Origin of the sequence: Streptomyces sp. HPF1205, assembly GCF_020400825.1 — a bacterium.
GTDB lineage: Bacteria > Actinomycetota > Actinomycetes > Streptomycetales > Streptomycetaceae > Actinacidiphila.
The window spans coordinates 383040-409332 of the sequence record NZ_JAINVH010000002.1 but is presented as its reverse complement, the minus strand read 5'-3'; the positions used below and the strand labels follow the sequence as shown (position 1 = coordinate 409332).

The 26293-nt window shown below is 75.7% G+C and carries 25 protein-coding genes and 1 pseudogene; 11 read left to right on the top strand and 15 right to left on the bottom strand.

The annotated features are described in order from the left end of the window. Positions 1-67: 67 nt before the first annotated feature. Positions 68-868 (top strand): DeoR/GlpR family DNA-binding transcription regulator, encoded by an 801-nt coding sequence (locus K7G61_RS04055; RefSeq protein WP_225845161.1) that lies wholly within the window; start codon positions 68-70, stop codon positions 866-868. 202 nt (positions 869-1070) lie between these two features. Here K7G61_RS04055 and K7G61_RS04050 read toward each other — a convergent pair whose 3' ends face one another. The 7 genes from K7G61_RS04050 to K7G61_RS04020 form a co-directional block, all read right to left on the bottom strand. After that, positions 1071-2042: an FxLYD domain-containing protein gene (locus K7G61_RS04050; RefSeq protein ID WP_225845160.1), complete on the bottom strand. Its 972-nt coding sequence runs from the start codon at positions 2040-2042 to the stop codon at positions 1071-1073. 295 nt (positions 2043-2337) lie between these two features. Then, positions 2338-3090 (bottom strand): maleylpyruvate isomerase N-terminal domain-containing protein, encoded by a 753-nt coding sequence (locus K7G61_RS04045; RefSeq protein WP_225845159.1) that lies wholly within the window; start codon positions 3088-3090, stop codon positions 2338-2340. 200 nt (positions 3091-3290) lie between these two features. After that, the gene (locus K7G61_RS04040; protein WP_225845158.1) at positions 3291-3992 is read right to left on the bottom strand and encodes an MBL fold metallo-hydrolase; all 702 of its coding nucleotides are present in this window, start codon (positions 3990-3992) and stop codon (positions 3291-3293) included. A 104-nt stretch (positions 3993-4096) separates the two neighbouring features. Continuing rightward, on the bottom strand, positions 4097-4768 hold the full coding sequence (locus tag K7G61_RS04035) for a hypothetical protein (RefSeq protein WP_225845157.1): 672 nt from the start codon (positions 4766-4768) through the stop codon (positions 4097-4099). After that, the gene (locus tag K7G61_RS04030; RefSeq protein ID WP_225845156.1) at positions 4765-5817 is read right to left on the bottom strand and encodes an ATP-binding cassette domain-containing protein; all 1053 of its coding nucleotides are present in this window, start codon (positions 5815-5817) and stop codon (positions 4765-4767) included. The genes K7G61_RS04035 and K7G61_RS04030 overlap by 4 nt, the downstream gene beginning before the upstream one ends. Positions 5818-5937: 120 nt before the next feature. Then, on the bottom strand, positions 5938-6990 hold the full coding sequence (locus K7G61_RS04025; protein WP_225845155.1) for a S66 peptidase family protein: 1053 nt from the start codon (positions 6988-6990) through the stop codon (positions 5938-5940). Between the two features lie 186 nt (positions 6991-7176). Continuing rightward, positions 7177-8070 (bottom strand): NAD(P)-dependent oxidoreductase, encoded by an 894-nt coding sequence (locus tag K7G61_RS04020; RefSeq protein ID WP_225845154.1) that lies wholly within the window; start codon positions 8068-8070, stop codon positions 7177-7179. A gap of 93 nt (positions 8071-8163) precedes the next feature. On the opposite strand from K7G61_RS04020, the gene K7G61_RS04015 reads away from it, so the two are divergent. Continuing rightward, positions 8164-8748, top strand: a complete 585-nt coding sequence (locus tag K7G61_RS04015; protein WP_225845153.1) for a GNAT family N-acetyltransferase — start codon at positions 8164-8166, stop codon at positions 8746-8748. Between the two features lie 260 nt (positions 8749-9008). Continuing rightward, positions 9009-9581 carry a TetR/AcrR family transcriptional regulator gene (locus tag K7G61_RS04010; RefSeq protein WP_225845152.1) on the top strand — a complete coding sequence of 191 codons (573 nt, stop codon included), beginning with the start codon at positions 9009-9011 and terminating at the stop codon, positions 9579-9581. A gap of 181 nt (positions 9582-9762) precedes the next feature. Here K7G61_RS04010 and K7G61_RS04005 read toward each other — a convergent pair whose 3' ends face one another. Both K7G61_RS04005 and K7G61_RS04000 read right to left on the bottom strand, forming a co-directional pair. Continuing rightward, entirely contained in the window at positions 9763-10659 is an 897-nt protein-coding gene (locus tag K7G61_RS04005; protein ID WP_225845151.1) for a PhzF family phenazine biosynthesis protein, read from the bottom strand. Positions 10660-10728: 69 nt separating this feature from the next. Beyond that, complete coding sequence (locus K7G61_RS04000) at positions 10729-11478, bottom strand: SDR family oxidoreductase (protein WP_225845150.1); 750 nt, start codon at positions 11476-11478, stop codon at positions 10729-10731. 166 nt (positions 11479-11644) lie between these two features. Here K7G61_RS04000 and K7G61_RS03995 point away from each other — a divergent pair, with 166 nt between their 5' ends. After that, positions 11645-11962 carry a 4a-hydroxytetrahydrobiopterin dehydratase gene (locus K7G61_RS03995; RefSeq protein WP_225845149.1) on the top strand — a complete coding sequence of 106 codons (318 nt, stop codon included), beginning with the start codon at positions 11645-11647 and terminating at the stop codon, positions 11960-11962. Between the two features lie 36 nt (positions 11963-11998). Here the strand turns inward: K7G61_RS03995 and K7G61_RS03990 are convergent, their stop codons facing one another. Continuing rightward, positions 11999-13009, bottom strand: a complete 1011-nt coding sequence (locus K7G61_RS03990; protein WP_225845148.1) for a Gfo/Idh/MocA family protein — start codon at positions 13007-13009, stop codon at positions 11999-12001. 245 nt (positions 13010-13254) lie between these two features. Between K7G61_RS03990 and K7G61_RS03985 the strand changes: the two genes are divergently transcribed. The 3 genes from K7G61_RS03985 to K7G61_RS03975 are packed head-to-tail and all read left to right on the top strand — an operon-like array spanning position 13255 to position 15957. After that, positions 13255-14526: a multidrug effflux MFS transporter gene (locus K7G61_RS03985; protein WP_225845207.1), complete on the top strand. Its 1272-nt coding sequence runs from the start codon at positions 13255-13257 to the stop codon at positions 14524-14526. Between the two features lie 29 nt (positions 14527-14555). Continuing rightward, a complete protein-coding gene (locus K7G61_RS03980) occupies positions 14556-14762 on the top strand; it encodes a hypothetical protein (RefSeq protein WP_225845147.1) in 207 nt (68 codons plus the stop codon). After that, positions 14728-15957 (top strand): serine hydrolase, encoded by a 1230-nt coding sequence (locus K7G61_RS03975; RefSeq protein ID WP_225845146.1) that lies wholly within the window; start codon positions 14728-14730, stop codon positions 15955-15957. Before K7G61_RS03980 ends, K7G61_RS03975 begins: the two co-directional genes overlap by 35 nt. A 68-nt stretch (positions 15958-16025) precedes the next feature. Here K7G61_RS03975 and K7G61_RS03970 read toward each other — a convergent pair whose 3' ends face one another. Next, complete coding sequence (locus K7G61_RS03970; RefSeq protein ID WP_225845145.1) at positions 16026-17198, bottom strand: YncE family protein; 1173 nt, start codon at positions 17196-17198, stop codon at positions 16026-16028. Continuing rightward, positions 17198-17962, bottom strand: a complete 765-nt coding sequence (locus K7G61_RS03965) for a polysaccharide deacetylase family protein (RefSeq protein WP_225845144.1) — start codon at positions 17960-17962, stop codon at positions 17198-17200. The genes K7G61_RS03970 and K7G61_RS03965 overlap by 1 nt, the downstream gene beginning before the upstream one ends. A gap of 317 nt (positions 17963-18279) precedes the next feature. Between K7G61_RS03965 and K7G61_RS03960 the strand changes: the two genes are divergently transcribed. Then, complete coding sequence (locus K7G61_RS03960) at positions 18280-18969, top strand: CDP-alcohol phosphatidyltransferase family protein (RefSeq protein ID WP_225845206.1); 690 nt, start codon at positions 18280-18282, stop codon at positions 18967-18969. On the opposite strand, the gene K7G61_RS03955 is transcribed toward K7G61_RS03960, so the two are convergent. Further along, complete coding sequence (locus K7G61_RS03955; protein ID WP_225845143.1) at positions 18932-19414, bottom strand: adenylyltransferase/cytidyltransferase family protein; 483 nt, start codon at positions 19412-19414, stop codon at positions 18932-18934. The genes K7G61_RS03960 and K7G61_RS03955 overlap by 38 nt on opposite strands. Before the next feature lie 132 nt (positions 19415-19546). On the opposite strand from K7G61_RS03955, the pseudogene K7G61_RS03950 reads away from it, so the two are divergent. The 3 genes and pseudogenes from K7G61_RS03950 to K7G61_RS03940 all read left to right on the top strand — a co-directional run. After that, a pseudogene (locus K7G61_RS03950) lies at positions 19547-20755 on the top strand (glycosyltransferase); the annotation flags it as partial. 239 nt (positions 20756-20994) lie between these two features. Next, positions 20995-22740 (top strand): lipopolysaccharide biosynthesis protein, encoded by a 1746-nt coding sequence (locus tag K7G61_RS03945; protein ID WP_225845141.1) that lies wholly within the window; start codon positions 20995-20997, stop codon positions 22738-22740. Positions 22741-22883: 143 nt separating this feature from the next. Then, positions 22884-24134, top strand: coding sequence for a hypothetical protein (locus K7G61_RS03940; protein WP_225845205.1), 1251 nt, complete (start codon positions 22884-22886; stop codon positions 24132-24134). Here the strand turns inward: K7G61_RS03940 and K7G61_RS03935 are convergent. Together K7G61_RS03935 and K7G61_RS03930 are read right to left on the bottom strand one after the other, a co-directional pair. Further along, positions 24103-25620: a hypothetical protein gene (locus K7G61_RS03935; protein ID WP_374204045.1), complete on the bottom strand. Its 1518-nt coding sequence runs from the start codon at positions 25618-25620 to the stop codon at positions 24103-24105. The two genes, K7G61_RS03940 and K7G61_RS03935, sit on opposite strands and share 32 nt — an antisense overlap. A gap of 88 nt (positions 25621-25708) precedes the next feature. Next, complete coding sequence (locus K7G61_RS03930; RefSeq protein ID WP_225845140.1) at positions 25709-26191, bottom strand: VOC family protein; 483 nt, start codon at positions 26189-26191, stop codon at positions 25709-25711. Between the last annotated feature and the right edge of the window lie 102 nt (positions 26192-26293).

Genomic DNA, 26293 nt, shown 5'->3' with positions numbered 1-26293 from the left:
GCTCCGGCCCGTACGGACCGCCCGGCCGGACGGCCCGCGCGGCCGCCGACCCCGTGAGAGGAGCACCGTGTCCAGGGACGCCCGGTGGACCGCCCTGCTGGACCTGCTGGCCGACCGCGGCCGGCTGGAGGTGGACGAGGCGGCCACGGCGCTGAACGTGTCCACCGCAACCATCCGCCGGGACCTCGACCAGTTGGCCGAGCAGCAGTTGCTCACCCGCACCCGCGGCGGCGCCGTCGCGCACGGCGTCTCGTACGAACTCCCGCTGCGGTACAGGACCGCCCGCCACCCCTCGCAGAAGCAGCGGATCGGCAAGGCCGCGGCCGCCCTGGTGGCCGCCGGTGAGGTGGTCGGCCTCACCGGCGGCACCACCACGACCGAAGTGGCCCGCGCGCTGGCGCTGCGCGGCGACACGGCCCCGGACGGCACGGCGGGGGCCATGCGCCGGCCCGCCTTCACCGTCGTCACCAACGCCCTCAACATCGCCGGTGAACTGGTCATCAGGCCGCAGATCAAGATCGTGGTGACCGGCGGCGTCGCCCGCCCTCAGTCCTACGAGCTCACCGGTCCGCTCGCGCGCGGTGTGCTGCGCGAGATCACGCTCGACATCGCCGTGCTCGGAATCGACGCGATCGACCCCGAACAGGGCGCGTACGCGCACCACGAGGACGAGGCCAGCATCAACCGCCTTCTGGCCGAGCGGGCCAACCGGGTCGTGGTGGCCGCCGACTCCTCCAAGGTCGGCCGCCGGGCCTTCGCCAGGATCTGCGGCATCGACATGGTCGACACCCTCGTCACGGACGACGGCCTTCCGCCCGAGGCCGTCGAACGCTTCAAGGAGGCGGGCGTGACGGTGACGACGGTTTGACGGCGGGTTCGGCGGCGGGTCTGACGGGCGGTCCAGCGGCCGGTTCGGTGGCTGGACCGGCGGCTGGTCCGGCGGCCGTTCCGGTCGCGGGGTGGCCGCCGGCCGTCCTGTCGCGTTCCGGTCGCGGTCGGGTGCCGGGGGTGGCGGGGGTGCGGGAGGTGGCGGGGGCGGCCGGAGCCGCCGGGTGGGCCGGCTCCGCGGTTCAGCCGGCGGCCGTGGTCCCCGTTCCCGCCGTCGCGGCGCCGTGGTGGGCGGCCCGGGTCGGTCCGGCGTTGTACGCCTCGGCCGCCACGATCGGCCTCCGCCCGTCCGGGCCCGGGGCCGGGCAGGTCACGGTGACCTCCCGCGATTCGCCGGGCAGCAGCCACAAGTAGTTGTCGTCCGCGGCCGCCCGAAGCCGTGTGCCGTCCGCGTCCAGCAGCATCAGCCGGACCATCGCCGCGGGGGAGGTGCCCGTGTTGCGTACGGTCGCGGTCACCGCCGTCCGGCCGTCCGCCGTCCGGCCCTCCGCGGGCCGGTCCGCCGGGTGGGCGGCCAGGGACAGCCGCACGCCGGGCAGGCCGTTGAGGGAGCGCATGTCGGTGGGGGTCCGGTAACGCCAGTAGTCGTTCACCGAGCGGACACGGCCCTCGGCGTCGGTCACCCGCAGCCGCAGCAGGTGCGTGGCGGGCAGCCCGCGGTCGAACGGAACGGCCCCCACCTCCGCGCCGTCCCCCGCCGCGACGTCCACCCGGGCCGCGACCGGCTCACGGAGCGGACGTCCGCCCAGGTCGTACGCCTGAGCGGTGACCGTCAGGCCCCGCACGGCCGCCGGCGTGCCGTTGACGACCAGCACCTTCCCGTCGCGCTGGTCGACCTGGGCGTGCAGCGGTTCGCAGCCCTTGCGGGCGCCGTAGTACCCGCCGTCCAGCCGGTACGGGCCGCCGGTCCCCGGAAGGTCGCCCACCGGACCGCCCCCGGGCCACTCCTGCCGCTGCGCCCGCCACGCCTCGCACAGGGCCCGCATGACCTCGTACTCGACGAACTGCGCCTTGCGCGCGAAGTCCGGCTCCGACCCGGCCGGGCCCAGCCGGGCCTCGACGGCGGCGCGGTAACCGTCCGCGGCCCGCGCCGGCCACGACACCACCGCGTCCGCCCCCTCGGGGTCCGGCCCCGGGAGCACGGTGCCCCCCACGGAGGGCCGCGTGGTTCTGGACAGGTGAGGAGGGTTCGCGGGCATGTACGCCGCTCCGTTTCCGAGAGTTGGAGAGACCAGTGCTGGCATGGCTGACAACGTTGCCAAACCCGGCGGGGCACTTCAAGAATCCGGCCGCGCCTTTTCCGGCCGGACACCGTCGGCAGGCTCCGCTTGGCGGGCCCGTGGGGTTGGTTGGGGTCGGTGGGGCGTGCGAGCCGCGCGGCTGCCGTCGGTCCCGGCCGCGGAGGCGCGCGGGGGTTCTGCGGGGACTCCGGCGGGAGCCGGTCGCGGCTCAGCCGAAGAGGGGGAAGCGGGCGGCGGCCGGGCCGAGGAGCCGGGTCTCGGCGTCGGTCAGGGGCAGGCGGCCGGTCGCCGCGCGGGCGTAGTGCGCGTCGTCCCAGCCGAGGTCGTGCGGCGGGCGGTGGCCGAGCAGGCCGTCGAGGGTGGCGCGGACGCAGGCCAGGCCGGCGGGGGAGGGCGGCGCGGCGTCCGGCAGGTGCGCGGTCAGGTCGAGGTGGTGGACGCTCGCCTCGACCGCGAGGGTCGCCATCAGGTCCCCGCAGGTCAGGACGTGGCCCTGTGTCGTGATCCGGTCCCGTGGGTCCGCGCGACCCGCCGCCACCACCGCCGCGGCGGCCGTCTCCAGGTACAGCTCGCGCAACTGCCCGAAGCGCAGGAACATCGAGCCGTTCACGCGCGAGAACCGCCGTCCGTTGGCCGCCCCTTCCGTCCCGGGCCGCCAGTCCGCCCAGTAACCGACCGCGTCCCGGTCCGGTTCCGTGCCGGGCGGCGCGGGGGTGTGCAGCGCGACCAGGGCCCGCTGGGCGTCGAGCGCGCAGTGGAAGACGAGGTCACGCACCGCCCACCCGGTGCACCCGGTGGGCGCCCACGACTCCTCCTCGCCGAGCGCGGCGACGACGGAGCCGAACGCGGCGTAGGCGTCCCGCAGGGCGTCGAACGGCTCGGGCCCGGGCCCGCGTTCGGGACCTGGCCCGGGCCCCGGCCCGGGCTCGGGGTACGGGTCCTGGTGCGCCTGGGACTCCACGACGGCTTCCGCCTTTCCCTCGTCGGCACATGGCACGGCGCCGCGTACCCGGTCCGCGCGGTTCCACGCACGCCCACGCGGCGGTGCCCGGCGGTGCCCGGCGGTGCCCGGCGATCGTAGGCACGCCCCGCACCGTCCCTCCAGGGGTTTCCGCCGTGCGGGCGGAGGGACGGCTCCGGGGCCGCACGGCGACCGCCGTACTATCGGGCGGCTGCCGCCGCCGCGCGCAGGGCCGCGCTCGCGTCGCCGACGACGGGGTCGCCGTGGCCGAAGCAGGCGATGTCGGTGGGGAGTTCGGCCAGACGGCGGAAAGAGGCGAGGGCGCGGGAGCGGTCGAGGTTGAACACGCCGAGGACGGTGCGGCCCCCGACGTTCGCCACGGCGTCCCCGGTGAACAGCACGCGGGGATCGGGCAGGTAGAGGGCGATGCTGCCCTCGGTGTGGCCGGGGGCGCCGACCACGCGGGTGCCGCCGCCGAAGTCGAGTACGTCGCCGTCCGCGAGCTCCCGGTCGACCCGCACGGGCGGGGCGGGCGGCAGCGGCGGCTTGTTCTCGTACAACTCCCTCTCCCAGGCGGGCGCGTCGGTGAGCACGGGCGGCGGCGGTGGCACCTCGCCGCGGACGACGGGGGCGTCCGCCCGGCCGGCCATCACCGTGACGTCGCCCCAGCCCGCGACCTCGGCGGCCGAGCCGGTGTGGTCCTCGTGGAAGTGCGTCAGGACGACGCGTCGGACGTCGCCGCGCTCGTGGCCGATCCCGCGGACCGCCCGCTCGATCTCCGGCCCGGAGCCGGCGACGCCCGTGTCGATCAGGGTGAGTCCGTCGGGATCGCGCCACAGGTAGGCGTGGCCGACCTCGAACCGCAGCATGCGCAGGTCGGGCAGCAGGTCGATGATCTCCATGGGGGCCACGGTAGGCGCCGCGCACGGCCCGGGGACGGTGCCGTACGCCTGTTACGCCCACAGCGCAGACCCCGGCTCACACGCGCCGGCTCACACACGCCCGCTCACACACGCCTTCGCGTCAGGCGCGCGACCAGGGCGGTCGCGAGCGGCGGCAGGACGAGCGCCCAGGCCGCCAGGAGGAGCAGGGCGGTCGCGGAGGGCCGGGGCGGGGCGGCGTTCACCAGCCGGACGGTCTCGTTGACCGGGGTCGGCCACCTGGCGACCAGGGCGGCCAGGCTGAGCAGGGCGGCCGTGGCGAAGGCGTACCCCTGACGCCTGATCAGCGGGCGGAAGCAGCACGTGCCGAGCGCGACGCCGGTCAGACCGCAGATCAGGTGCGCGCAGACGCCGACGGCCAGAACGGCGCAGTCGTGGGCGAGTTCGCCGGGCCGGAGCGGGTGCGCGGCGGCGAGCGCGGACCACGCCAGGGCCAGGGCCGCCAGCGCGAGCATGCCGGTGAGGGCGGCGTACGTCTTCCCGGCCAGGGCGCGGCGGTGACCGCCCGCGTTGACGACCGTGATCGCCGCCTGTACGGGGTCCTCGGCATTGTGAAGGCTCAGGGTCAGCCACACGGCGGCCGGCAGCAGGGCGGCCGACGAGGCGCCGTAGCCGGACAGGACCGGGCCGTCGTCGGCGTGGAGGATCGCCAGGAAGCCGAGGTAGGCCACGAGCGGCGGCAGGAAGCGCTGGGAGCGCAGGTAGTCCGCGAGCGCGTAACGGGCTACGGCGGTCACCGGACCTCCCCGGTCGGTTCGGGTGCCGGGCCGGGCCGGCCCGGCACCGCGGGGGTCCGGCGCCGCGGGCCGCCAGGTGGTTGCGGTTCGGCGACCGCGGCCCGTACGTCGCCGGCGGCGGCCCGTACGTCGAGCACCGCGTACCCCTCCCGCAAGACGGTCAGCAGGACCGCGTCCCGGCGGCCGGCGGTCGTGCGCAGGCGTACGCGGGAGCCGTCGGCGTACGCGCTCAGGACGCCCGGCAGGCCGCGCAGCGGTTCCACGGCGGCACGGGCGGACCGGGTTCCGCCGCCGGCGGCCGGGGGCGGGCCGAGGACGAGGTCGAAGCCCCCCGCCGGGTCCGCGCCCTGATCACCGGCCGTATCCGCATCCGCATCCGCATCCGCATCCGGATCCGGGTCCCCGGCCTGTCGCGGGGCGGGCGGGACGAGGGGCCCGGGCTGTTCGGTCAGCCGGCCCGCGTGCAGGCGGTGCACCGCGTCCGCGCTCGCCGCGACCGCGCCCGGACGGTGCTCGGTGAGCAGGACGATCGCGCCCGCGGCCCGCTGCTCGGCGAGGCAGTCGACGAGGACGCGGTGCGTCGGGGCGTCCAGGCCCGACCACGGTTCGTCGAGGATCAGCAGCCGCGGTTCGGCGAGCAGCGCCTGGGCCAGGGCGACCTTCTGGGCGTTGCCCTTGGACAGCGTGCCGATCGGCGCCTCGGTGTCGCCCTCCACGCGCAGCCGCTCCAGGAGTTCGCCGCCGCGGCGCCGCGCCTCCCGCGTCCCCAGCCCCTGGATCCGCCCCATGTGGGCGAGGTAGGCGCGCGAGGACAGGCGCATGTCCGCGGGCAGGCGCTCGGGTACGTAGCCGACCGCGGCCGGCCGCTGCCGTACGTGGCCCGCGGTCGGCGCCAGCAGGCCGGCCGCCACCTTCAGCAGCGAGGACTTGCCGCTGCCGTTCCCGCCCACCACGGCGGTGATGGTGCCGGGCGCCAGCTCCAGCGCGACCTCGTCCAGCACGTACGGGCCGCGGCGCGCGTACCGCAGACTGACCGATTCCAGCCGCATCCGGCCTCCTCGCCGTGAACCGGCACCCGAACCCGCGCCGGGCCGTCCCCGGTGAACGGCCGGCCTTCCGGGGGGACAACGGTCCGCCCCGCGCCGAGGTGCCCGCGGCCGGAGGACGTCTCAGTACGTCACGGTGATCCGGCGGGCGGGACCGTCGACGCGCACCGAGCCGCCGTAGGGGATGACGAGTTGGGGGTCCGTATGGCCGAGGTCCACGTCGAACACCGCCATCGTGCCGGGGGCGTACCGGGACAGCGCGTCCAGGACGGCGGCGCGCTGGTCGGAGGTGTAGCGGTGCCTGGACTCGGGTGTGACGGGCGGGCGGTCGAGGAACGACGCCTTGGCGCGGCCCATCAGCAGGGCGGGGAACCGGGCGAGGAGCCCGCGCTCGCCCATGCACCGCAGGACGCGGAAGACCTCGCGGGCGGGCGGCATCTCCTCGGAGGTCTCCAGGAACAGGACGTGGCCCTCGTAAGCCGCGGGATCCGGGTCGATCCCGCGATCGGCCATCAGCAGCCAGGACAGGACCTCCAGGTTGCCGCCCCAGGAGGGGCCCTCGGCGACCCGGTCCGGGCGGTGCCAGATCCAGCCGGCGCCGGGCTCGGAGGGCGGTTCGGCGGCGAGGGAGGCCGGGTCGGCCCAGTCGGCGTCGGTGTCGCGGAAGCGGTCGGCGGGGCGCAGTTCGTACGGGCCGGGGGTGAACAGCGCGGCACGCAGCGAGTCGGCGGTCATCGGGTGGACGCGCCCGGGACGGCCGAGCTGGGCCATCACCGTGGCGCCGTGGAAGCCGACGACGCCGGCCTCGCGCAGGAACACCAGCAGGTTGGTGTTGTCGCTGAACCCGAAGAAGGGCTTGGGGTTCGCGGCGATCAACTCCCGGTCGAGCAGCGGCAGCACCGTGATCTGGTCGTCCCCGCCGATGCTCGCCATCACGGCCTTGACCGAGGGGTCGGCGAAGGCGGCGTGCAGGTCGTCCGCCCGCTCCCGCGCGCCCGCCCCCGGCTTGCGCGTCGTCGGGTACTCCACCGGCTCCAGCCCGAACTCCTCGCGCAGCCGGCGCAGTCCCAGCTCGTAGGGCGCGGGGAACACGCCGGGCAGTCCGGCGGAGGGCGAGACGACGGCGATACGGTCGCCGGGCCGGGGCTTGGGCGGATGGACGGCGGAAGGTCGCATGCGGCGAGCTTAGGAGGCCGCGGCCGGCGGGAGCACGCGGGTTTCGGCGCCGGCGCGCCTCGGCGTGCGAGCCGGGTCCTGGGTCGGGCCGGGCCTCGGGCTTGGGACGGGTCCCGGGTACGGACCGGGCCTCAGCGTTCGGGCCTGGCCTAGGGTTTGGGCCGGGCCGCGGGTTCGGGCCGGGCCTCAGCCCTCGGGCCGCGTTCCGCGATCGGTGCGGGCCTCGATCGCGTGCAGCACGGCCACCATGTCGCCGGCCTCGTGGCCTTGGCGGACGGTCTCGGTGAACAGGTCGTGGCAGACGTCCAGGAGTGGGGCGGCGAGTCCCGCGTCCATGGCGGCCTCGGCGATGAGCTGGGTGTTCTTCAGGACGTCGAGGGCCGCGGCCTGGGCGGTGAAGTCGCGGGCCCGGAGCTTGGGGGCCTTCACCCGGGTCGTGGCGCTGGCGAGCGGCCCGGCGTCGAGGACGGCGAGGAACCGGTCGGTGTCGAGGCCGTGCCGCTCGGCGAAGTGGAAGGCCTCGGTGAGGCCGGTGACGCTGGTGATCAGGTAGAGGTTGACGGCGAGCTTCATCAGCAGCGCCGCCGGAGCCGCGTCCCCGCAGGCGAACGTCGCGGCGCACACCGGCTTCAGCAGCGCCGCCACCTCGTCGACCGCCTCGCGCGGCCCGGCGAGCATCCCCACCAGGTGCCCGTCCTCGGCGGGGCGGCGGGAACCCGAGACGGGCGCCTCGACGTAAGTCCCGCCGGCCGCGCGGACATCGGCCTCCAGACGGCGGGAGTACGCGGGCGCGGTCGTGCCCATGTGCACCACGGTGTGCCCGGCGACCATGGCGGCGAAGGCCGGGGTGCCCCGGCCCAGCACGCCGTCCACGGCCGCCTCGTCGGCGAGCATCAGGAGGACGGTTCCGGCGCGCTCGAACACCTCCGCGGGACCGGCCGCCACCCGGGCGCCGGCGGCGCGCAGCGGTTCGGCGCGCCCGGCGGTCCGGTTCCAGACGGTGAGGGGTGTGCCCGCGCGGGCCAGATTGAGGGCCATGGGCCGGCCCATGATGCCGAGGCCGAGGAAACCGATCTCCATGCCGCACCGCCTTCTGCTCCCGGGGAGTCGCCCCGCCGCCCGCGCGCCCGCCGCGGCTTGCCGTTCTATGACGGTCGTCATAATACTGGTCCTATGACAGTGGTCATAGGAAGTGGTGCTCCCGGATCCGACGCCTTTGACGCGTCCGGCGCGTCCGGCGGCCCGCGCGGGCCCGGTGGGCGGTGGTACGTCGAGCCGGCCGGCCCGCGGGACCGCGCGGGCCTGGAGGCGCTGTTCGCGAGCTGCTCGCCGGAGACCGTGCGGCTGCGGTTCTTCGGCCTGCCGCGCGCGTTCCCGCGGCCGTACGTCGACGACGCCCTCGCCGGCCGGCCCGACCTCCACGACGCCGTCGTCGGGCACCGCGGCGACCGCTCCCGGCCCGTCGGCCTGGCCGGCCTGGTCGCGCGCCCCCACGAAGAGGGGGACGGGAGCGGCGGTCACCGGGTCGCGGAGCTCGCCGTCCTGGTCGCCGACGACTGGCAGCGGCGCGGGCTGGGCGGCGCCATGACGGGTACGCTGCTGACGCGGGCCCGCGACCGCGGTGTCACGCGGGTGGCCGCCTCCGTCCTGCCACACCGGGCCGCGCTGCTCGCGGCGCTCGGGCGCCGTCCGGAACTGGTGATGGTGGGCGGCAGCGTGACCCGCGACGCCCGTACCGGCGTCTACCGACTGCTCTGACACCGGCTGCTCGCAGGAGGGAGACCGCGGCGATGACCGGACCGGTGACCGGCGGGGGCACGGAAACGGTCCCGGGCGAGGGGCCCGCGCGGCCAGGGGAGCCCGGGCGGTCCGAGGAACCCGGAACGCCCGGGCGGTCCGAGGAACCGCAGGCGCCGCAGGCCCCACGGGTGCCCGGCCCGCCCGCGGGGTCCGAGCCTTCCGGGGCGTCCGGGCCCTCCGCGGCGGCCCCCGAGGCCGCGTACGGGCCGCGCGAGCGCATGGTCTTCAGCGCGGCCCAGCTCATCCGCCGCGACGGCGTCGGCGCCACCGGGATGCGCGAGGTCGCCGCCCACGCGCGGGCGCCGCGCGGCTCGCTCCAGCACTACTTCCCGGGCGGCAAGGAGCAACTGGTCAACGAGGCCGTCGCCTGGGCCGGGCGGTACGCGGGCAAGCGCGTCGCGCGCTTCATGGCCGCCATGGACCAGCCGACCCCCTCGGGACTGTTCGCCGGCATGGTGGGGCAGTGGACGGAGGAGTTCCGGGCCGCGGGCTTCGGCGCGGGGTGCCCGGTGGCCGCGGCCACCGTGGACCGGTCGCGGACCGCCGAGTCCACCAGGGCCGCGGCCGCCGGCGCCTTCGCCACCTGGGCCGCGCCCGTCGCCGAGGCCCTGACCGGCATGGGCGTCCCGGCCGGACGCGCCCCGGCCCTGGCCACCCTCATGATCAGCTCCCTCGAAGGAGCGCTGCTGATCGCCCGCGCCGAATGCGACGCGCGCGCCCTGACCACCGTCGCCCGCGAACTCGGCCCGCTGCTCGACGCGGCGGTGGTACCGGGAGGCGCACAGGCGTAGGTGCGGGGCCGGCCAAGGTTTGCCCGCCAGGGAGCGGCGCCCGGTGCTGGGGTGCCCCCGCGCGGGCAGGTGGCGTTGCTCCCGCCGCAGGCAGGGGGAGGCGCCGTTGCCTGGTGGGCACCTCCCAGCCACCGTGCCGGAGGGGGCGCGAACCGGTGAACCTTCCCGGTCACCGCACGTGTCAGCCGATCGCCACCGCCGCGCCCGAGACCCGCACCCGGGTGTCGCCGGGGCGCAGCTCGACGTGCAGGACGCCGGGGCGGCCCAGGTCTTCGCCCTGGTGGAGGGTGAGGTGGGCCGGTACGGGACCGAGTTCGCGCAGGTACGCGCCGAAGGCGAGGGCCGCCGCTCCGGTTGCCGGGTCCTCGACCACACCGCCGACCGGGAACGGGTCGCGTACGTGGTACACGGCGGCGCTCTCCCGCCACACGAGCTGGACGGTGGTCAGGTCCAGGGAGGTCATCAGGGCGGTGAGCCGGTCGTAGTCGTAGTCGAGGTCGGCGAGGCGGGCGCGGTCGGCGGCGGCCAGCACCAGGTGGCGGTTGCCCGCGTACGCGATACGCGGCGGGAAGGCCGGGTCGAGGTCGCCGGCCGGCCAGCGCAGCGCGGCCAGCGCCTCGGTGAGCACGGCGTCGGCGACCGGTTCCGTGTGCGGCTCCACGCTGGTGAGGGTGGCCCGCAGGATGCCGTCGGGGCCGGCCTCGACGGTGACCGGGACCTCGCCCGCCCGGGTGCGGAACAGCAGGTCGCCCGGGCCGGTCCGCTCGGCCGTGGCCACCGCGGCGGCGACCGTGGCGTGGCCGCAGAAGGCCACCTCGGCCTTCGGGCTGAAGTAGCGCACGTCCAGGGTGCGGCCGTCGGCCGCGGTGACGAACGCGGTCTCCGAGTAGCCCACTTCGGCGGCGATCGCCAGCATCCGCGCCTCGTCGAGACGGGAGGCGTCCAGCACCACTCCCGCGAGGTTGCCGCCGGCCGGGTCGGTGGAGAAGGCGGTGTAGCGCAGGACCGCGGGGGCGTCGTCGCCGCCGGACGGCGCGGGCGGCTCGGTTTCGGGCACGGTACGGCCGGAAGTCGTCATGCCGAAGCGAACCCGAACGCGGCCGGGCGCATTCCCGTACCGCCCCCGGGGCCGTCCCCGCCCGCGGCCTCAGCCCCGGCCGATGTACGGCATCGTGGTCGCCATCACCGTCGCGAACTGGACGTTGGCCTCCAGCGGCAGCTCGGCCATGTGCCGGACCGTACGCGCCACGTCGGCGACGTCGATCACCGGTTCGACCGCGGTCGTGCCGTTGGGCTGCAGGATCCCGGCTCGCATACGGTTGGTCAGGTCGGTGGCCGCGTTGCCGATGTCGATCTGGCCGCAGGCGATGCGGTACGGCCGCCCGTCCAGGGACAGGGACTTGGTCAGGCCGGTGACCGCGTGCTTGGTCGCGGTGTAGGCGATGCTGTGCGGGCGCGGCACGTGCGCCGACACCGAGCCGTTGTTGATGATCCGCCCGCCCCGCGGCTCCTGCTCCTTCATCCGGCGGAACGCGGCCTGCGCGCACAGGAAGGCGCCGTGCAGGTTGACGTCCACCACCGCGCGCCACCGCTCGTACTCCAGCTCCTCCAGCGGGACCGCCGGGCCCGCGGCGCCCGCGTTGTTGAACAGCAGGTCCAGGCGGTCGCACCGCCTGCGTACCGCGGAGAACAGCGCCGCGACATCCCCCGGGCGGGTGACGTCGCAGGGCACGGCGAAGGAGCCGGGCGCCAGCGAGGCGGTCTCCTGCAGCGGGTCGGGGCGGCGGCCGGCCAGGGCCACCGTCCAGCCGGCGGCGGCCAGTTCGACCGCCACGGCACGGCCGATGCCGCTGCCCGCGCCGGTCACGATCGCGATCTTCGGGGAGTCGTCGGTCATGGCTTCGCAGGGTAGGCGACGCCGCGCCGGGTTCCGGTGCGCGCGGGCCCGCGGCGTGGTACGGATGGCGGTGGGCCCCACCCGCCGGCGGCCCACCGGGCTCCTGCCCGGGCTTCCCGCCGGGCGCGGCCCGCTTGCTGCCCGTGGCGCCCGATGGAGGTACGTGATGCCGTACGCCGAGCCCCTGCCGCCCGCGGAGATCGAGGAACGGCTCGCGCGGCTGCCCGGATGGGGCCTGTCGGACGACGGCCGCACCCTGAGGTGCGCCTACCGGCTGGCGCACCTGCCCGCCGCCATCTTCGCGCTGCACATCGCCGGCATCCAGGACGAGCTGAACCACCACTCGGACCTGACGCTCGGCTACGACACGCTCGCCGTCGCCATCACCACGCACGCGGCCGGCGGCCGGCTCACCGGGAAGGACTTCGAGCTGGCCGGCCGGATCGCGGGCGTGGCCGACGGGCACGGCGCCGCCGTCGCCTGAGCGTCCGGCGCGCCCTTGGGACCGGGCGGGCGCGGGTCAGTCGACGCCCGGGTAGCGCACTCCGACGCGGTCGCGGATCGCGTCCAGGGTGCGCATGACCGCCAGCGAACCGTCCAGCGGGACGAGGGGGGACTCGGTCAGGCCCGCGCGCAGGCAGCGCGCGACCTCGGCCGCCTCGTGCCGCATGGTGGAGCGGTCGGGGTCGGGGTGGACGTCGGACAGGTGCACGGTGTGGGGCGCGTGGCCCGGGCGGTGCAGCACGAAGCGGTCGGCGTGGAAGAAGCCGTCAGGGATCTCGATCCGGCCGCCGGTGCCCGCCACCACCGCGGGCGCGCCCGTGTCGGCGGTGATGGAGCAGCTCAGCGAGGCGACGGCGCCGCTGTTCCAGCCGAGCGAGATCGTGGTGTTCTCGTCGACCCGCTCGGGGGTCAGGTGGGCCCAGGCGGCCACGTGGTCCGGCTCGCCCAGGAAGAGGTGGGCGAAGGAGACCGGGTAGACGCCCAGGTCGAGCAGCGCGCCGCCGCCCTGCGCCGGGTCGCGCAGCCGGTGGGTGGGCCCGAAGACGCCGGAGAAGCCGAAGTGCGCGGACACGTGCCGCACCTCACCGACCGCGCCCTCGGCGACCAGCGTGACCATGTGCCGGATCAGCGGGTTGCAGTACGTCCACATCGCCTCCATCAGGAACAGGCCGCGGCCCCGGGCGAGGTCCACCAGCTCCTGCGCCTCGCGCGTGTTGAGGGTGAACGCCTTCTCGCACAGCACGGGCTTGCCCGCCTCCAGGCACAGGCCCGCCGCCGCCCGGTGCGCGGAGTGCGGGGTGGCCACGTACACCACGTCCACCTCGTCGTCGGCGGCGAGCCGCGCCCAGTCGCCGTACGTCCGGCCGATGCCGTACCGCTCGCCGAAGGCCTTCGCGGACTCCGGGCGGCGCGAGGCGACGGCCACCACCTCGGCGTCGGGCATCGTCTGCAGCGCCTCCGTGAAGGTCGCCGCGATTCCGCCGGTCGCCAGGATCCCCCAGCGCACCTTGGTGTAACGCTCGCTCATGCCGCCCCGCTCCTCGTGTCAAAAGCTGTTTCTCGCCGCCCTCGGACCCTGAGAGAATAGGCGCTGATTCAACTACTTCTCTGGAGAGTGCTGCCGTGCAGGACGCCGGGCCGACCATACCCGCGCACAGATCCACCGCCCCGCCCGCCCCCATCGCAGCCGCCGACGACGCCGGCCCCGGATTCCCCACGACCCTCCCGGGTGAGATCACCCGGTCCGCCAAGGCGGCCGGACCCGCCCGCGCCATCCGGACCGGCCGGGCCGTCCCGGCCGGTCCGACCCTCCAGGCCGCCGGCGCCGGCCGGGACGCCCGCCGCGCCGGCCTGCTCGTCACCCTCGTCCTGGGCGGACTCACCGCCCTGCCGCCGCTGTCCATGGACATGTACCTGCCGGCGCTGCCGCAGGTCACCCGCGCCCTGCACAGCCCGCCGGCCACCGTCCAGCTCACCCTCACCGCGTGCCTGGCCGGCATGGCGCTCGGCCAGCTCGTCGTCGGTCCGCTCAGCGACCGGTGGGGGCGCCGCCGCCCCCTGCTGGCCGGCATGGCCGTCTACGTGCTGGCCACCGCCGCATGCGTCTTCGCCCCGTCGGCCGGGGTGCTCATCGCCGTCCGGCTGCTCCAGGGCCTGGCCGGCTCGGCGGGCATCGTGATCTCCCGCGCGGTGGTCCGCGACCTGTACGACGGCGTGGCGATGGCGCGCTTCTTCTCCACGCTGATGCTGATCTCCGGGGTCGCGCCGATCGTCGCGCCCACCCTCGGCGGCCAGATCCTGCGGCTGACCGACTGGCGGGGCGTCTTCGCGGTCCTCACCGTGATCGGGATCCTGCTCACCGTGGTGGCGTGGCGCTGCCTGCACGAGACCCTGCCACCGCGGCGGCGGCACGCGGGACAGCTCTCCGGGACGTTCGGCGCGATGCGCGGGCTGCTCGCCGACCGGGTCTTCACCGGGTACGTCCTGGCCGGCAGCTTCGCCTTCGCGGCCCTGTTCACCTACGTGTCGGCCTCCTCCTTCGTCGTCCAGGACATCTACGGGGCCTCGCCGCAGACCTTCAGCCTGCTGTTCGGCCTGAACTCGGTCGGCATCGTCGGCTTCGGCCAGCTCAACGGCAAGGTGCTCATCGGCCGGGTGGACATGCACCGGGTGCTGGCGGTGGGCCTGGCGCTCATCGGCGCCGCCTCGGCCGCGCTGGTGCTGCTGACCACCGGGGTGTTCGGCCGGGCCTCGCTGTGGCAGATCGCCGCCGCGCTGTTCGTGCTGATGTCGGCGATGGGCCTGGTGCTGCCGACCACGAACACGCTGGCGCTGCTGCGCACCGAGCGCGCCGCGGGATCGGCGTCCGCGCTGATCGGTACCTCGGGCTTCCTGATCGGCGCGATCGTGGCGCCGCTGGGCGGCGTGGCCGGCGACGGCACCGCGGTTCCGATGGCGGTGACCCAGCTGACCTGCGTCCTCGTGGCCGCGGCGGCCTTCGTCGGGCTCTGCCTGCGGCGGCGGCGTACGGTGGAGGAACCGTAGACCGTCGCAGTGACCGCCGGGAGGACCCGATGGAAGCGAAGTCCGACGTTCCGGACGAGAGCAAGTGGGCTTTCAAGACCGCGGACAGCACCCTGCACACCGGGGCGGAGCACGCCGTGGACCCGGAGGACCTGGTCCGGCTCTCCGGCCGCGAACCGACCCCGGAGCTGATCGAGAAGGCCCGCAAGGCATTGGAGGAGCATGGCGCCGCCGCTGTCGAGAGGTACCTGCCCTGAGGCCGGTCTCGACACCGACGAGCTGAACCGGATCGTCCCGGAACTGGCGCGGTGGCTGGAACCGGGAACCGGTGGGCCGGGCCGCGGCCCGGACGGCGGCGGAAGCCCCCACCCCTGGTGCGCGGGCGCCGTCGTCCTGGCCGGGCGCGGGCCGGTGGTCGCCCTCCACGAGGCCATGGGCTGGGCCGTGCGCTACGGCGGGTACGACGAGCACACGGACCGCGGGGTGGATCTGCCGCGCGAGCGGTGGGTGCCGATGCGGCCGGACACGGTCGTCGACCTGGCCTCGCTGACCAAGCTCTTCACGGCCGTCGCCGCCGTCCAGCAGGCCGAGCGCGGCACGCTCGACCTCGACGCGCCCGTCGCCGGGTACGCGCCGGAGCTGACGGCCGCCGCCGCGCACGGCGTCACCGCCCGCCACCTGCTCGCCCACACCTCGGGCCTGCGCCCCGAACTGCCGCTGTACGACCTGCCGGGCCCGCGTGAGCGCGCCGCCCGGCTGGCCGCCGAGGAGCCGCTGGCCGCGCCCGGCACCGCGCGCCTCTACTCCGACCTCAACCTGCTGCTGCTCCAGACCGTGCTGGAGCGCGTCACCGGCCGGCCTTTGGACCGGCTGATCGCCGAGGACATCACCGGGCCGCTCGGCATGACCGCCACCCGCTACAACCCGCCCGCCTCCTGGCTGCCGCGGATCGCCGCCACGGAGGACCAGCGCGCACCCTGGGGCAAGCTGGAGCGCGGCATGGTGCACGGCGAGGTCCACGACGAGAACGCGTACGCCATGGGCGGCGTCGCCGGGCACGCCGGCCTGTTCTCCACCGCCTGGGACCTGGCGCTGTTCGCCCGCGCCCTGCTCGACGCCGGCGAGGGGACGGCCGGCGCACTGCTCACCGCTCCCTGCGCGGCGCTGCTGCTGGGCACCGCGCCCGGCCCGGACGGGAAAAGCGCCGCCCCGCTCGGCTTCGACGCCGGCCGGCCCTGGTTCATGGGCGAGCTCGCCGGGCGCGGCGCCGTCGGCCACACCGGCTTCACCGGGACGAGCCTGGTCCTCGACCCGGCGAGCGGCGCCTTCCTGGTGCTGCTCGCCAACTCCGTCCACCCCTCGCGCACCTGGCGCGACGGCAGCGGGCCCCGGGCGGCCGCCGGGACCCGCCTGGCGCGGGCACTGAAACAGAGCGCCGCGACAGGGCACTGAGAGGGTGCGCCGAAGCAGGGCGCCGCGGCACCGGGCCACGCCGCCCGGTCCCGCCCACCCGTCGGCCGCTAGCGGAAGATCCCCGTGTGGCCCAGCGAGTAGCGGCCCGGCTGCGGGTAGACGCACAGGCCGTGCGGGCCCGCGCCCACCGGGATCTTGGCCAGGGTGCGGCCGTCGTCGGTGCTGAGGGCGTACACCTCGCCGTCGTAGCGGCCGGACAGCCACAGCACCTTGCCGTCCGCCGAGACGCCCCCCATGTCGGGGCTGCCGCCGCCGTCGATCCACCACTTGGCGGTGAGGCGGCCGGTGGCGAAGTTCAGTACCGAGATGGAGCCCTCGCCGCGGTTGGAGATGTACATCGACTTCGAGTCGCGCGAGACGTAGAGCCCGTGGGCGCCCTTGCCGGTGCGCAGCAGCACGGGCTTGGAGAAGGTGTCGCCGTTCAGCTCCCACACCCCGTCGGCGACCATGTCGGCGACGTACCAGGTCTTCCCGTCCGGCGACATCTTCACGTCCTGCGGCATCGCCCCCTCGTACGGCAGCGTCTGCTGGCCGACCACCTCCATCCTGGCGGTGTCCACCTTCAGCAGCTCGCCGGAGAACTCGCAGGAGACGATGAAGTAGCGGCCGTCGGGGGAGAAGTCCGCGTGGTTGACGCCGTAGCAGCTCACCGGGACGACCTTCCTGACGGCCATGGTGTGCGGGTCGCGGAACACCAGCTGGCGGTCCATCGAGGCCATGACCACCGCGTACTTGCCGTTGGGGGTGAAGTACAGGTTGTACGGGTCGTGCACCGGCACCTCGTCGCCGACCTTGCCGGTGGCCGGGTCGATCGGGGTCAGCGAGTTGCCGAGGTCGTTGTTGACCCACAGGGTCCTCAGGTCCCACGACGGCACCACGTGCTGCGGCTGGGTCCCCACCGGGATCGTCCTGACCACCTTGTACGTCTTCGGGTCGATGACCGTCACCGTGTCGGACTCGGTGTTCGGCACGTAGACGAGCGAGGGGAACTTGCGCACCACCGGGGACAGGGCGCCGGGCCGGTCGGCGGAGTACACGTCCCGGCGATCGAGCACCGGCGGCATGCCGGGCAGGACCTGGACGGCGGGTTCCGGGCGGACGACGGCGGCCCTGGCGGTGGTGCGCGCCGGGGTGGGCGCGGGGTGCGTGCCGCCCCCGCTGCACGCGGCGCTCAGCAGCGCCGCGGACGCGAACAGGGCGGATGACAGGTGGCGGCGCATCAGGTCAGCAGCTCCGAGGTCGTGACCGCGCGCAGGCCGCGGCGGTGCAGGTCGTCGAGGATGCCGGGCAGCGCGGCCACGGTGCCGGGATGCCCGAGGTGCAGCGAGACCACCGAGCCGGGACGCGCCTGCCCGGCGAGCCGGGCGCGTACCGCGGCCGGGCCCGGATCGGTCCAGTCGAGGGAGTCCACGTCGTACGACAGCACGTGCGGATAGCCGGCCTGCCGGGCGAGCCGTACCACCAGCGGGGTGGCCAGCCGGGTCTGCGACGGGCGGAACCAGCGGCCGCGCGAGCCGGTCAGCTCCTCCAGGCGCCGCGCGCACCGCTCGATCTCGGCGGTGGCGGCGGTCTCCTCCAGCGCGCCGATGTCCAGGTGGTTCTGCGTGTGGTTGCCCAGCTCGTGGCCGCCCTTCAGGACACGCTCGGCCATCCCGGGGTGGGCGTCCAGCCAGGTCCCCACCGCCAGCACGGTCAGCCGCGCGCCCGCCTTCTCCGCGGCCGTGAGCAGCGCGGTGGCGAGCCCGGGATCGCCCTGCCCGTGGAAGGTCAGCGCCACCTCGTCGCGGTCTCCGGGCCCGTGCTCGATCTGGTCGGGAAGCCCGGGCGGCAGCGGCTTGTCCCGCCCGGGGGCGGGCGTGCGCGCGCCCGCCGCCGGATGGCCGGGCGCGGCGGCGGAGGGCGCGTGGGGGCTGCCCAGACAGCCGGACAGGGCGGAACCCGAGGCGGTCACGAGCAGGTTGCGGCGGGAGATCGGCTTGGACATCGCGCTCACCATAAAACGTAAAGTCCGATTTATTGGGCTTTGGGTGGGTCGCGTCGCGCGGAATGCCCCCGGCGGCGGCCCGGCCCGCGCGCCGGGCGGCGTTCCGGTGGTGCCCCGGCGGCATCCGGTGGCGTCCCGGTGGCATCCGGTGGCGTCCCGGCGGCTGGCATCATGGGGGCTCCGCCGAGGGGGCGCGCGTGGTGCGCGCGGGGAGCGTGGGGAGCAGGGGGGTGGAGCCGGTGGTGGACCGGACGGCGCGGGAGGCCGGGAGGGCGCGGCCCGAGCGGCCCTTCGGGTTCCGGGAGGCCCTGGCCCGCCTGCGTGACGCCCAGAAGAGCGCGAAGGGCGTCTCGCTGTACTCGCGCCACGTCAACCGGCCGCTCGGCCGCGTCCTGGCCGCCGCCGCGTACCGGACGGGACTGACCCCCAACCAGGTGACCCTGGCCAGCGCGGCCTTCAGCGCCGCCGCCGTGGCCGCCGTGGCGCTCGCGGAGCCGTCCTGGGGCCTGGCCGTGGCGGTCTGGGCCGGGCTGGTGACCGGGTTCGCCCTCGACGCGGCCGACGGGCAGCTCGCCCGCCTGCTCGGGGCCGGCGGCCCGGCCGGGGAGTGGCTGGACCACGTGGTGGACTGCGCCAAGATCACCGCGGTGCACGCGGCCGTGCTGATCACCTTCTACCGGCACTTCGCCCTGCCGGACGCCGCCTGGCTGCTGGTCCCCCTGGGCTTCCAGCTCACCGCCGTGCTGATCTTCTTCGGCGGCCTGCTTGCCGACAAGCTCACCCCGAAGGCCCCCGGCGCCGCCCGCCCCGCCCCCTCCACCCTGCGCGCGGTCGCCCTCCTGCCGGCCGACTACGGGGTCTTCTGCGCCGTCTTCCTGCTCCTGGGCAGCGAGCGCGCGTTCCGCTGGGCCTACACCGCCCTGTTCGCGGTGCACGCCCTGTTCCTCGCCGCCTTTCTCACCCGCTGGTTCAGAGCGCTCCGCTCGCTCCGTCCTCTTCCGGGCTGACCGGCGGCAGCGGCCCCTCCCGCGCCGTCAGGACGTCGAGCGCCCGGCGCAATTGCGTGCTGGAGGTGTGCACGGTGTACGGGAAGTACACGACCTCGACCCCGACCGAGGCCAGGTCCCGCTCCAGCCGCCGCCCCTTGTCCGTGCCTCGCCAGTCGTCGCCCTTGAACAGCACGTCGAACCGCACCCGGCGCCAGGTCTCCAGCTTGTCCGGTACGGTCTCCACGAAGGCCGCGTCCACGTACCGCACGCTGCGCACGATCTCCAGCCGCTCGACCAGCGGCACCACCGGCCGCCTGCCCTTGGCGAGTTCGGCCATCTCGTCGGAGACCACGCCCGCCACCAAGAAGTCGCATCTGTCACGGGCGTGCCGCAGGATGTTCAGGTGACCCACGTGAAAAAGGTCGTAAACCCCCGGCGCGTAACCCACCCGGTGCGACACCATCAGACGACCCCCCAGCCGTACAACGCCCGTCGGCGTCAGGGAGTCTAAGGGGTGAGGCGTCCGAGCGGGCGCGAGTCCGGCGCGGGGGAAGGGACGTTTTCCGTGGGGCGATCCGGTGCGCGACGGCTGCTGCTGGTGTCCACCAACTACGCGCCGGAGCACGCCGGTATCGGGCCGTACGCGACCCAGATCGCCGAGCACTGGGCGCGGCGCGGCGACGAGGTGCACGTCCTGGCCGGTATGCCGCACTACCCGGCGTGGCGCCTGGACCCGGCGTACGAGGGCGTGCGGCGGGTGACCGAGGAGCGCGCGGGGGTCACCGTGCACCGGCGCGCGCACACCGTCCCGTCCCGGCAGACCGCCCTGACCCGCGCGCTGTTCGAGGCGTCCGTGCTGGCCGGCGCCGTACGGTACCCGCCGGACACCGGCCGCCCCGACGCAGTGGTGGCCCAACTGCCCAGCCTGGCCGGGGCGGTCGCCGCCGCCCGGCTGGCCCGCCGCCACGATGTGCCCTTCGTGCCGATCGTGCAGGACCTGATGGGCGCGGCGGCACGGCAGAGCGGGATACGCGGCGGCGGCCGGGCCGCCGCCGCGGTCGCCGGGGCCGCCGAGCGGTACGTCCTGCGCCGCGCCGCCCTCGTCGGCGTCATCCACGAGACCTTCGTGCCCGCGCTCGTCGGCAGCGGCGTGCCCGCGGACCGCATCCGGGTCGTCCCCAACTGGTCCCACGTCAGGGCCCCTTCGCGTCCCCGCGAGGAGACCAGGGCCCGGCTCGGCTGGCCGCCCGGCGGCACCGTCGTGCTGCACTGCGGCAACATGGGTCTCAAGCAGGGCCTGGAGGTGCTGGTGGAGGCCGCCCGGCTGGACCCGCGGGTGCGGGTGGTGCTGATGGGCGACGGCAGCCGGCGCGAGCACCTGAAGGCGCTGGCGGGCGACCTGCCCAACCTGGACTTCCTGCCGCCCGCGGCCGAGGAGGACTTCCCGGACGTGCTGGCCGCCGCCGACGTGCTGGCGGTCACCCAGCGCGCCTCCGTGGTCGACATGAGCGTGCCGTCCAAGCTCACCTCGTACTTCGCGGCCGGCCGCCCGGTCGTCGCCTCGGTCACGGCGGGCTGCGGCAGCGCGTCCGAGGTCACCCGCTCCGGCGCCGGGGTGGTCGTACCCCCGGAGGACCCGCGCGCGCTGCTGAACGCGGTGCGCGCGCTGGTCGCCGACCCCGCGCGGGCCGACGCGCTGGGCGCTCGCGGCCCGGTCTACGCGGCCGCGTGCCTCGGCCGCGAGGCGGGACTGGCCCGCGTCGACGCACTGCTCGCGGAGGCCCTCGGCGAGCCCGCCCGTCCAGCGCCCGGCGGGACCAGCGGCGGCGTGAACGGCCCGGACGGCGGGAGTACGGAGGGCAGTACGGACGGCCGGGACGGCGGCAGCACGGACGGCCCGGACGCCGGGAGAACGGACGGCAGTACGGACGGCAGCACGGACGGCGGCGACGGCGGGAGTACGGACGGCCCGGACACGGGTACCGTTCCCGACGGCCGGGCGGACTCCGGGGCGCCGGACGGGATCAAGGGGGCGGTGGGGAGATGACCGGCGGCGAGCTGGGCGGCGGACCGGGCGGCGGGCCGGGCGGCCTGCCGCCGGACGAACCGGATCTGCTGCGCGAGCAGTTCCGGCAGCTGCTGCGCTACCGTGCGCTGATCGCCGCCGGGCTGCTGATCGGCCTGATCGGCGGCGCGCTGCTCGCCCTGTCGGGCGCGGACTCGTACAGCGCGACCAGCGACGTCATGGTCAGGGCGGCCACCGCCGACCCGTTCGCCACCGGCGCGACCGCGGACAAGGGCATCAACATCGGCACCGAGCGGCAGAACGCGATGAGCAGCGCCGTCGCGGACGCGGCCGCCGCCCGGGTCAAGCAGCCGGCCGTCCGCCTGACGCACTGCCTGCGGGTCACCAATCCGCCCAACACCCTCGTCCTGCGCTTCACCTGCACCACCGGCGACGCCCACGAGGCCGCCGACTGGGTCGACGCGCTCACCTCGGCCTACCTCGGGGCCCGCGAGGCGCAGACCCGGGCGACCATCACCCGCATGATCTCCGGCTACCGGGCCCAGCTCACCCCCCTGGTCAGGCAGCGCAGCGACCTGCTCACCCAGATCCAGCGGGCCAAGAGCGTGGAGATCGAGGGCACCTTGGTGTCCGAGCAGACCAACCTGCTCTCCCGCATCACCGAGCTCAACGGGGACATCAGCGGCCTCAAGGCCCTGGACACCACCCCCGGCGTGGTCATCAGGCCCGGCGTCGCGCCCGCCTCGCCGTCCGGTCCCGGGCTGCCGGTGCTGGTCGGCATGGGCGGGGCCCTCGGGATCGCGCTCGGCCTGCTGGCCGCGTGGGTGCGGCTGGTGTTCGACCCGTCCGTACGCTCCGAGTCCGAGGTGGCGCGGGCGCTGGACGCCCCCGTGCTCGGCACGCTGCCCAGGACCCGGCGCGATCCGGGGGAGCTGCTGGCCGAGGGGGACGGGCGGCTGGCCGAGGAGTACCGGGCGGTGGCCTTCCGGATCGGGCACGACAAGCGGTTCGCGGCGCGGCGCCGGCTGCTCGTGGTGGCCCCGCGCGGCCCCGGCGACGCGGCGGCCGGCGTCGCCGTCAACGTCTCCGCCTCCTTCGCCGAGATGGGCATGGAGGTGCTGCTGGTCGAGGCCGACCTGCGGGCCCCCTCGCTGTCCGCGCGGCTGCGCACGGCGCAGGGCGTGCGGCCCGCCTGGGCCCGCGGCACCGGCCCGGCCGAGGGCGGCTGGCCCGGGGGCCTGCACGTACCCATAGACGCGGGCGATTCCGGTTCCTTCGACCTGGTGCCGGGCCGCCGGGTCCGCAACGTGGCGCGGGCGCTGACCTCCGCCCCCGCGACGCGGCTGTTCGACGAGGCCGACGAGCCCGGCTCCGCGGTCGTCGTCCTCGCCCCGCCGGTCCTCGCCTACGCCGACGCCCTCGCACTGGCCGACCGGGTGGACGGCGTGGTGGTCGTCTGCGATCCGCGCGCGGTGCACCGCGCCGACCTGGTCCGGGTCCGCGAACTCGTCGAAGGGGCGGGCGGGTCGGTGCTGGGCGCCGTGCTGCACGGCGCCGAACCCGGCGCGGGCGGCCGTTTCTCCCGGTTCACGCGGTCCGCCGGCCCCGGCTCCGGCCGTGCCGGCGGCCGCGGGACGCGCCGCCGGGACCCCGCCGCCGACGGACCCCTCCCCGCGCCGCTCCCCGGCCCCGCCGTCCCCGGCACCCCCGGTGACGTGCCCGGCAACCTCCCCGGACCCCCGGAGCCGCACCCGGTCCCTTGACCGGCCCCGCCCCGCGGCACGCCCCGTCCGCCGCGGCCCCCGGGGCCGATCCCGCCCACCCCGCCGCGCCCGTACAACACGCGGATCCCGCTGCCGGCTCCGGTTCCGCTGCCGGCTTCGCCTCCGACGGCGACGTCGCCGGTCTGCGGACCCGCTCCGCCATCGTCAGCTCCGTCGCCGACCAGGCGGTGGCAGCCCTCACCAACATCGCCGTCCTGGTGGTGGCCGCGCGCCTGTCCTCAGCGGCGGCCTTCTCCGTGTTCTCCATGGTGTACATGGTGTTCACGGTGCTGCTGGGCATGAACGTGTCGTACGTGGGCCAGGCGCTGGTGCTGGAGCGCGGCTCGGACCGGGTACGCGCGGCCTGCCGCTCCGCGGTCGCCTTCACCGCGCTCGCCTCCTCGGTGATCGGCGCCGCCATGGCCGCGGGCCTGTTCCTCGCCACCGGCCCCACCGCCCGCGCGGTGGCCGTCCTCGGCCTCGTCCTGCCGGTCGTCCTCACCCAGGACGGCATGCGCTACTGCTTCTCCGCCCTGCGCCTGCCGCACCACGCGCTGGCCGCGGACACCGTACGGCTGCTGGTCGCCGTGCCCGCGCTGGCCGCGCAGCCGCAGGGGGCCGGCGCGGTGCGGCTGGTCGCCGTCTGGGGCCTGTCCGCCGTGCCCGCCCTGCTGACCGGGGCCGTCCTGCTGCGGCCGCGGCTGGCGGGCGCCCGCGCGGACGTCGGCACGTACCTCAGGAGGGGGCACCTCGGGCAGCGGTTCGTCGTCGAGTTCGGCGTCGGCAACGCCACCAGCCAGCTCGCCGTGATCGGGCTCGGCCTGTTCGCCGCCCCCCTCGCGGTGGGCGCGCTGCGCGGCGCCACCACCCTGTACGGGCCGATGAACGTCCTCTACAACTCCGCGACCGCCTTCGGCCCGCCGCTGCTGAACCGGGTGCGCGGCACCGACGACAAGGTACGGGCCACCGCCGTCCTCGCCCTGGCGCTCGCGTGGACGGCCGCCGCCTGGACCGCCGTCCTGATGCTGCTGCCCGACCGGGTGGGCCGCCAGCTCCTCGGCGACACCTGGACCGCCTCCGCCGCGCTGCTGCCGGCGTCCGGCAGCCAGTACGCGGGCATCGCGCTGGGCACGAGCGCCCTGCTCACCCTGCGGGTGCTGCGGCCCCGGGCGACCCTGCCCATCCAGGTCGTCTTCTCGCTCGCCTCCGTGGTGTGCATGCTCGGCGGCTACGCGCTCGACGGCGTCCCCGGCGCCGCCTGGGGCCTGTGCGCGGGCTCGGCGCTGAAGGCCGCCGCCCTGTGGCGGCGGATCGCCGTCGTGCGCAGGGCCGCGGACCCCGCCGCCGACCGCCCCGGCCACGTCACGGCAGCAGCTTCCGCCGGTCCTCACTGACCGTCGCCACCAGCGCCAGGCACAGCGCCGCGATACCGATCCGCCCGGCCGCCTGCAGCAGCGGCCCGCGCAGCAGGATGAACGAGTAGCCCGCCACCAGCGGCACCACCACGGCCGCCAGCGTGCCGGGCCGGCCCTCCGGGCCCGTGCGCCGGACGTACCGGCGGTCGGTGCGCGCCGCCGCGTACCCCACCACCAGGAACCCGGCAGCCATGCCCGGCGGGCCGAAGTCCAGCCACAGTTCGGCCCACAGCGGCGAGGACAGGTTGGTGTTCGTCATCCCCATCCACTGGCCGACCCGCACCCCCGAGTCCAGCGGTTTGCCGTGCCACACCGAGCGCGGCACGAAGAACAGCACGTCGGAGGCGAGCTGGCGGCCGCCGGAGTGCCCCGCTCCGGACTCCGCGAAGGTCAGCGTGTTCGCGAACATGCCCACCTGGTCGTAGTCCTTGACCGTCAGCGGCTCCAGCACCGAGCCCGCCGGGACCCGGTGGGCCGGGGCGGAGTCGTACCGGAAGCGGTCCAGGAACGGGAACAGGAGCAGCGCCGCCACCACCCCCGTCACCAGTGCGGCCCGGTAGACCGCCGGGCTGCGCGGGAAGACGGTGAACAGCAGGGAGAAGACGACCGTCAGGAACCAGTAGCGCGGGTTGGACACCGGGTTGTTGACGATCACGTTGAGCACCACGAGACCGGCCAGCGCCAGGACCACGGCCGGGCTGCGGCGGGCCGGCCGCGAGGTGGCCGTCCAGCGCACCAGCACCAGAAGCGCGAGCAGGGCGGGCACCGTGCCGAACCCGCGGACCAGCGCGGCCCCCACCTGGCTGGTGCCCGAGCCGCCGGTGAGCCCGCTCGCCCGCAGCGAGTCGCTGACGCCCTGCCGGCTGGTGAAGAACACCGCGGGCCCGCCGAGCTTCACGACGCACACGACGCCGCCCGCGTAGGCCACGGCGACCAGCAGCCACAGCCGCCGCCGGGACACCGCCGCCTGCGGCCGGGGCCTGCGCCACCTGGGCGCGGGGCGGTGCCGGGCCAGCAGGGCGCCCGTGTCGAACGCCAGACAGCCCACCAGCACCAGGGCGACCGCCCACGCCGTGTCGGACGGCGGCCCCACCACGGGCGTCGGCACCTGCCCGATCACCGCCTGGGCCAGCGGCGCCACCCCCATCGCCACGTACACGAACAGCCAGAACGCGCCCTGGACCAGCTGCCGCCCGCGGGCCAGCACCATCGCGGCCAGCCGCCCGCCCGCGTACACCGTCAGTGTGAGCTGCAGCCAGAACGCGGTGTCCCGCTCTCCCGTGCCGGGCTGGGCGGTCACGTACGCGGGCAGCAGGACGACCAGGCCCAGCACCAGGGGGACGGCGAAGGCGCGGGACAGGCCGACCCCGCCCGTCGGGCCCGCGGGCCCGCCCGCCCGGGCGCGCGGCCGGTCCTCGGCCGCGGGCGCGCGGACGCCGCCGCTCCCGCCCAGCACACCCGCCACGCCACCGCCCCCTCCGAGCGCCCGGCAGCGAGTCTAGTGCGGTGCCCGTGATCCTTCCCGGGTCCCGGCGCCGCGCCCTGACGTCGTCTCAGGCGCCCTCGTGCGCCCGGCGCAGCGCCGCGATGTCGAGTTTCTTCATCCCCAGCATCGCCTGCGTGGTGCGCGCCGCCTTCCCGGCGTCGGGGTCGCTGATCAGGCCGATCAGCTCCGCGGGCACGACCTGCCAGGACAGGCCGAACCTGTCCTTGAGCCAGCCGCAGTCGCCGTGCTCCCCGCCGCCCTCGGTGAGCTTGTCCCAGTAGTAGTCCACCTCGTCCTGGTCGTCGCAGTGGATCTGGAACGAGATCGCCTCGTCGAAGTGGAACTGCGGGCCGCCGTTGATGCCGACGAACCGCTGCCCGTTCACCGTCCACTCCACCGCCAGCACCGAACCGGGCTCGCCGGGCCCGGCGTCGGTGTAGCGGCCGATCCGCCCCTTCTCGCCGTCCTTGAACACCGACAGGTAGAAGTCCGCCGCCTCCTCGGCCTGTCCGTCGAACCACAGGGACGTGGTGAAGCCCTTCGTGACCATCTCCGCCTCCACGGGTGTGTCGGGTGCGGCGCGCGTGCCGCCGTCGTCCGTCAGGTTTGTCGTCGGGTAAGACGGACGCTCGCCCCGAAACTCATCGGTCGC

What these genes read in the sequence shown, in the direction of transcription:
- K7G61_RS04040 (WP_225845158.1), bottom strand. Translation starts at nt 3,992, where the DNA reads ATGGAGATCATCGACCTGCTGCCCGACCTGCGCATGCTGCGGTTCGAG.
- K7G61_RS04030 (WP_225845156.1), bottom strand. Translation starts at nt 5,817, where the DNA reads ATGCGGCTGGAATCGGTCAGTCTGCGGTACGCGCGCCGCGGCCCGTAC.
- K7G61_RS04025 (WP_225845155.1), bottom strand. Translation starts at nt 6,990, where the DNA reads ATGCGACCTTCCGCCGTCCATCCGCCCAAGCCCCGGCCCGGCGACCGT.
- K7G61_RS04020 (WP_225845154.1), bottom strand. Translation starts at nt 8,070, where the DNA reads ATGGAGATCGGTTTCCTCGGCCTCGGCATCATGGGCCGGCCCATGGCC.
- K7G61_RS04015 (WP_225845153.1), top strand. Translation starts at nt 8,164, where the DNA reads ATGACAGTGGTCATAGGAAGTGGTGCTCCCGGATCCGACGCCTTTGAC.
- K7G61_RS04010 (WP_225845152.1), top strand. Translation starts at nt 9,009, where the DNA reads ATGGTCTTCAGCGCGGCCCAGCTCATCCGCCGCGACGGCGTCGGCGCC.
- K7G61_RS04005 (WP_225845151.1), bottom strand. Translation starts at nt 10,659, where the DNA reads ATGACGACTTCCGGCCGTACCGTGCCCGAAACCGAGCCGCCCGCGCCG.
- K7G61_RS04000 (WP_225845150.1), bottom strand. Translation starts at nt 11,478, where the DNA reads ATGACCGACGACTCCCCGAAGATCGCGATCGTGACCGGCGCGGGCAGC.
- K7G61_RS03995 (WP_225845149.1), top strand. Translation starts at nt 11,645, where the DNA reads ATGCCGTACGCCGAGCCCCTGCCGCCCGCGGAGATCGAGGAACGGCTC.
- K7G61_RS03990 (WP_225845148.1), bottom strand. Translation starts at nt 13,009, where the DNA reads ATGAGCGAGCGTTACACCAAGGTGCGCTGGGGGATCCTGGCGACCGGC.
- K7G61_RS03980 (WP_225845147.1), top strand. Translation starts at nt 14,556, where the DNA reads ATGGAAGCGAAGTCCGACGTTCCGGACGAGAGCAAGTGGGCTTTCAAG.
- K7G61_RS03975 (WP_225845146.1), top strand. Translation starts at nt 14,728, where the DNA reads ATGGCGCCGCCGCTGTCGAGAGGTACCTGCCCTGAGGCCGGTCTCGAC.
- K7G61_RS03970 (WP_225845145.1), bottom strand. Translation starts at nt 17,198, where the DNA reads ATGCGCCGCCACCTGTCATCCGCCCTGTTCGCGTCCGCGGCGCTGCTG.
- K7G61_RS03965 (WP_225845144.1), bottom strand. Translation starts at nt 17,962, where the DNA reads ATGTCCAAGCCGATCTCCCGCCGCAACCTGCTCGTGACCGCCTCGGGT.
- K7G61_RS03955 (WP_225845143.1), bottom strand. Translation starts at nt 19,414, where the DNA reads ATGGTGTCGCACCGGGTGGGTTACGCGCCGGGGGTTTACGACCTTTTT.
- K7G61_RS03945 (WP_225845141.1), top strand. Translation starts at nt 20,995, where the DNA reads ATGACCGGCGGCGAGCTGGGCGGCGGACCGGGCGGCGGGCCGGGCGGC.
- K7G61_RS03930 (WP_225845140.1), bottom strand. Translation starts at nt 26,191, where the DNA reads ATGGTCACGAAGGGCTTCACCACGTCCCTGTGGTTCGACGGACAGGCC.